Source organism: Shigella sp. FC1661, assembly GCF_001712525.1.
In the GTDB taxonomy this organism is placed as follows: Bacteria; Pseudomonadota; Gammaproteobacteria; order Enterobacterales; family Enterobacteriaceae; genus Escherichia; species Escherichia coli.
The window spans coordinates 1-5,917 of record NZ_MDGW01000146.1 but is presented as its reverse complement, the minus strand read 5'-3'; the positions used below and the strand labels follow the sequence as shown (position 1 = coordinate 5,917).

The window sequence follows — 5,917 nt, the reverse complement described above, 5'->3', positions numbered from 1 at the left end:
AGGCAGTTCGCCGTGACCGAGCCAAATCAGGTGTGGTGCGGTGATGTGACCTGTATCTGGACGGGTAAGCGCTGGGCGTACCTCGCCGTTGTTCTCGACCTGTTCGCAAGAAAACCAGTGGGCTGGGCCATGTCGTTCTCGCCGGACAGCAGGCTCACCATGAAAGCGCTGGAAATGGCATGGGAAACCCGTGGTAAGCCCGGCGGGGTGATGTTCCACAGCGATCAGGGCAGTCATTATACGAGCAGGCAGTTCCGGCAGTTATTGTGGCGATACCAGATCAGACAGAGTATGAGCCGGCGCGGAAACTGCTGGGATAACAGCCCAATGGAACGCTTCTTCAGGAGTCTGAAGAACGAATGGATGCCGGTGGTGGGTTACCCCAAACGAATCGGAAAATCGATACTGGAAAAACTCTAACTCGGTGGCCAGTTTTTGTTGACCACTTCAACGCCAGTATTCGCCCCCTCCAGTTAACTTATGTTTAGCCCATGCGCCCGCAGGCGCAGGCAAAACAACTGGAGGCATTGTCGCCATATATTTCGCCAGCCAGTTCATGGCCAGCGCTCGCTCAATAGTGGATTGCTCAGCGGTCAAACCACTTAAAATAGCGGCCGTCTGGGTAGCGTCACCACCGCTATTGAGCAGCACAACCGTGTGCGCCAGCGGCTGATTGCTGTTTGCCGCTTTATCCCACGCATATTGCTGAACCTGTGGCATCACCGTGGACTTCAACTGCGCTTTTTTCAGCAACGTCATGGTTAAGACGTTTGCCACCGCATCTGCCAGTGGAGATTCCGGTGTATCGAGGATCAGGCTGTCATTGATATCGCGGATGTCTTCCTCAGAGAAATCTTCATCTTTAGTTCCGCGCCGGGCGATAGCTTCATCCAACCCTTTCAACAACGTTTTGCACGGCAGATTCATCTCCTGTGCCCACGCCAGCACCAGCGCCCGATGCAATAACGGCATGTTATCCGCCTGCTCGGCATAACTGTCGAGCATATGCTGCCAGTATTCCGGTTGTTGCGTTACGCCGAGCGCCTAGCTGGCCTGCCAGTCGGCGTACCATGCCGTAAGGAAGGCGTCACCATTGCCATCTTCACCCCACCAGGTAAAGCGCGCTCCGGGCCCCGCCAGTTGCATCAGCCGCAGACGGTTATCCTGAATCATCTGACGAATGTCGTTAGCGGCGGCACTTTGATGATCGGCAAGCGAACGCCAGGCGAGACTGAGCGGGCAACATCAGCGCGTTCTCGCCACCGCCGAGCATGACATTTTTCTGCTGTTCAACGGGCCTGCTGTTGTCCACAAAAGACAGTTTTGTGCTAATGCTGTCCTGCACTTGCCCATTTTGTTGCAGTTCTGCACTTAACAAGCCAGATTGCTGAATATTCTGCGCCAGCGAAATATAATTCGCCCCTTTGTGCAGCGTCAGCGTCTGGCGCATCTCAGCGCCTGCAAATTTAGTCACCAGCGCCACCGGTTCGTTATCCTGCTGACTGAAGATAAACAGTCCTGCCGCCGGTTTGTCGCCCACGCGATACACCGTTGGCATACTCCACTTCATGTAGAGATTTTTTTCCGAACGCAGATAAGCACGCCCCTGCCCGACCAGCCCGTCGCCGTTCATCCCACGCGCGGTGATACGCCAGCGGGTTAACGAATCAGGCATCAGGAACGTGAAATACGCTTTGCCTTGTTTATCGGTTGTGAGTGACGGCATCCATGCCGCGGTATCCACCTCTTCACGCCGTGGACGTTCAAGCATTTTTACTCGCCGCTCGCTGCGGTTAGTTGCGCCAGGCGCAACCGGCTCGCTGGAGAGCGCCTGGTCGTAGCTGATAAACGACAGACTGGAGCTGGTACGCACATTGTTACGCCCCAGCGGATAGAAAAATTTGCCGATATTCGGCGCGATTTCTGGTTGCAGCGCGTAGATCATTTCATCGACCACGCCTACCGTTAGCTGCGCAGAAACAGGTTTACCTTTCAGCGACGAGGTTAATTCGACATTGACCAGTTCACCAAGCTGGTAATGGGTTTTGTCCGTTTTCACCCGGATATCAAGCTGAGGAACGGCAACTTTGATCCCGGCGTTCTGAAAACTGTACTGACCATTACGGGTATACAGCACCGAAAAAGTGATGTTAGGCGCAAAGGAATTGCTCACTGGAACCCGGGCTTCATACTGGGTATCGTTTAAACGTTGTAGCGTTAGCCAGTTTGCCGGATGCGAAAGCAGCGACTGCTGTTCCACGCGATCGCGTTCCAGCGTCAATAATGCTTCATCAATTGGCTCCGGAAAGGTAATCAGCATCTTCGCGGTTTCGCCTGGCTGGTACAGCGTTTTATCCGCCACGATATCTACCGTACCCGTATGCGCCGTGCTGCCCTTACCGCTGACGGCATAACTTAACCCAGCGAGAATTAAGCCGTCTTTATCGCGTAATGTCAGATTGTAGTTGCCAGGTTTAGCGAAATTGACGGTAAAGGATTTGCCGCCTGACGGTAGCTCTCCGCTATGGCTCGTGCGGTCTTCGAGACGCAACCATTCATACGTAACAGGAACCTGTTTTGAAGATTCCAGCGCGGCATAACGGAACACAACCGACTCGCCGCTATTACTGTATTGTGCGGCAGTACTTAATGAGTAATGCGCCAGACCGCGTTCAATGAGGATCTCTTTGGTGGTGGTGACACGATACGCCGCGCCGTCACTGGCGGAGACGGTTAACAAATAACGGCTCGGTTTATCGGCGGCGGGGAGATTTAACGCCACATGACCGCTGGCGTCGGACACCGTTTCGCTGCCTTCCAGCGACACGGGGAAACGTCCGGCATAACGCAAATCGTTACCGACCATTGATAATTGCTGAGCGCGCAAACTTAACTGCACGCGGGCATTTTTTACCGGCTCGCCATCCGGGTAGAGCAGTTGCAGTTTGCCGCTGACCGCTTCGCCAGTTTTGAACTCTTTTTTGTCGAGAGCTAAACCAATCTCGAAATGTGGCTTGATGTAGTTTGCCACGCGAAAACTGCTGCTATAGACCTGATTGCGGTAAGCAAGACGTAACTCATAACCTCCGGCAACGGCATTTTCTGGCAGGCGGAAACTTCCCTGCCCGCCATTGCGCGCATCCAGCGTGACATCGACGGTTTGCAACAGACTGCCGTTAGCGTCCAGCACCGAAAGCTTCGCCGGGGCGCTGACGATGGGGGATGAATGCAACGGATCGTGGAACTCGCGGCCCATCACTTTAACATCGACACGATCGCCTGCGCGATATAGCGGGCGATCGGTAAAAATATACAAGCGGGTGTTGTAGATTTCGCTTTCGTAGAAGAAGTTCTCGGAGACAAAAACGCCGCCTTCAGCATCCTTACCCAGAATGTATGAACGTTCTGGCGATATATGTTGTAACTGCAAGGTACCGCTGTCATCGGTCACACCGCGGGTCATCACGCCAAGACCGTCAGTCCACAAGATCTCTGAGCCGGGCTCGCTTCACCCTGTTTTTTACCCGCGGTCCACACCAGAAGCTCGTTGCCTGACACTTTGCTAAGAGCCACGGTATCGGAAACAAACACCACCGTCGTCGCCCGATACCCACCAACCATCGCCTCGACGAGGTACAGTCCCGGCTCTTGTTGGCCGAGAGGAATATAAATGTTACCCGGCTGCGGCGAGATGAAATTGCTGGATGCGCCTTCCAGTTTTACCCCTTGCTGCGGCTCGACCGGTTTAGCCTGCCATAGTGGATAACAGAACTGTTCCACCAAGGGATATTTTTTCAGCGGGGAAAACTGGTTGTTCTGTACATAACGGGAAGGTTTAATAATGGCATTGCCGAGATGTAATTCGGGTAATGCTGAGTCACATTCTGCCGTGACTGAGAAGAGAAAGTACGCTGCATTACGCGGCGAGATTTGCCGTACCAGTTATCCCACAGCCAGGTCAGCGTATTGTTCAGCCCGTCGCCCAGATATTGCGGTTGCACCACAATGCGATGCAGGTTTTTCTGCTGGCGCAAAAATGCCATCGGGTCAGGAATACGATACAGGCGAACGTCCACGCCGCCGTACTCTTCCATCTGATAGCGCCGATAATCACGCCCCGGCGCTTCCAGTCGCACTTTCGCCTCTTCACTGCTGCTAAAACTGCTGTCAGCAAGCAAAAAGAATGTTCCCCCGGCGGGCGGCGCATAGTTACTGGAAGGAAGCGAATCATCAGCATTAGCAAGCCCTGTTCCCACAAGAGACAGAGACAAGCACGCTGCTATCGCGCCATAAAATTTAAACGATAAATGCCAATGAAATTGGGATTGGAATCGTTGGGTATCCATCGGGTGTCCTTCCATGTCAGAAGAAAGACAAAATCACAAAAACCAATTAAAATTCATTGTATTATCGTTGTTACAGATTAAATAATAGACTACAAAATGCGACAAAGCACAACATATGCAGTCACTATGAATCAACTACTTAGCTGGTATTAGTGACCTGATACAGAGCATTAGCGCAAGGTGATTTTTTGTCTTCTTGCGCTAATTTTTTGTCAACGCACTGGGTTAGTTGAATTTACAACCATGCTCAGTATCTCGATAAGCGCAGAGAAATGATGCAGTGGTGGGCAGACTACTGGCTTGATGAAAAGGTAGGGCGACCAACCGCGTTTTTTCAGTTCAGTCAGCACATTGAGCCAGAACTTCACCCCTTCATTTTCGGCCAGCCACATCCCCAACAGTTCTTCCTGTTCTTAACTATTTACAGGAGCGTTTTTTTAAAGAATCCTCACTCCATTTGCACGAACATATTAATATATAAACAATGAGGATCAATAATAAATGAAACCTGCCCACAATCCTTCTTTTTTCCGCTCCTTTTGTGGTTTAGGATGTATATCCCGTTTATCCGTAGAAGAGCAAAATATCACGGATTATCACCGCATCTGGGATAACTGGGCCAAGGAAGGTGCTGCAACAGAAGACCGAACACAGGCAGTTCGATTACTGAAAATATGTCTGGCTTTTCAAGAGCCAGCCCTCAATTTAAGTTTACTCAGATTACGCTCTCTCCCATACCTGCCCCCGCACATACAAGAACTTAACATCTCTAGCAATGAGCTACGCTCTCTGCCAGAACTCCCTCCGTCCTTAACTGTACTTAAAGCCAGCGATAACAGACTGAGCAGGCTCCCGGCTCTTCCGCCTCACCTGGTCGCTCTTGATGTTTCACTTAACAGAGTTTTAACATGTTTACCTTCTCTTCCATCTTCCTTGCAGTCACTCTCAGCCCTTCTCAATAGCCTGGAGACGCTACCTGATCTTCCCCCGGCTCTACAAAAACTTTCTGTTGGCAACAACCAGCTTACTGCCTTACCAGAATTACCATGTGAACTACAGGAACTAAGTGCTTTTGATAACAGATTACAAGAGCTACCGCCCCTTCCTCAAAATCTGAGGCTTTTAAACGTTGGGGAAAACCAACTACACAGACTGCCCGAACTTCCACAACGTCTGCAATCACTATATATCCCTAACAATCAGCTGAACACATTGCCAGACAGTATCATGAATCTGCACATTTATGCAGATGTTAATATTTATAACAATCCATTGTCGACTCGCACTCTGCAAGCCCTGCAAAGATTAACCTCTTCGCCGGACTACCACGGCCCACGGATTTACTTCTCCATGAGTGACGGACAACAGAATACACTCCATCGCCCCCTGGCTGATGCCGTGACAGCATGGTTCCCGGAAAACAAACAATCTGATGTATCACAGATATGGCATGCTTTTGAACATGAAGAGCACGCCAACACCTTTTCCGCGTTCCTTGACCGCCTTTCCGATACCGTCTCTGCACGCAATACCTCCGGATTCCGTGAACAGGTCGCTGCATGGCTGGAAAA

The 5,917-nt window shown here is 51.2% G+C and carries 1 protein-coding gene and 5 pseudogenes; 3 read left to right on the top strand and 3 right to left on the bottom strand.

Annotation, left to right across the window (positions count from 1 at the left end; translation table 11 throughout):
- Positions 1 to 442: pseudogene (locus BFF42_RS10095) on the top strand (IS3 family transposase); the annotation flags it as partial.
- 8 nt (positions 443 to 450) lie between these two features.
- Here the strand turns inward: BFF42_RS10095 and BFF42_RS10090 are convergent.
- Positions 451 to 4,256, bottom strand: a pseudogene (locus BFF42_RS10090) (MG2 domain-containing protein); the annotation flags it as partial.
- 23 nt (positions 4,257 to 4,279) lie between these two features.
- Positions 4,280 to 4,369 (bottom strand): annotated as a pseudogene (locus tag BFF42_RS10085) (DUF1175 family protein); the annotation flags it as partial.
- Between the two features lie 210 nt (positions 4,370 to 4,579).
- Here BFF42_RS10085 and BFF42_RS27660 point away from each other — a divergent pair.
- A pseudogene (locus BFF42_RS27660) lies at positions 4,580 to 4,660 on the top strand (hypothetical protein); the annotation flags it as partial.
- Between the two features lie 9 nt (positions 4,661 to 4,669).
- Here the strand turns inward: BFF42_RS27660 and BFF42_RS10075 are convergent.
- Positions 4,670 to 4,756: pseudogene (locus BFF42_RS10075) on the bottom strand (transposase); the annotation flags it as partial.
- A gap of 91 nt (positions 4,757 to 4,847) precedes the next feature.
- Between BFF42_RS10075 and BFF42_RS10070 the strand changes: the two are divergent.
- Positions 4,848 to 5,917 (top strand): leucine-rich repeat domain-containing protein (locus BFF42_RS10070; RefSeq protein ID WP_047199581.1); only part of this gene is annotated, 1,070 nt, incomplete at its 3' end.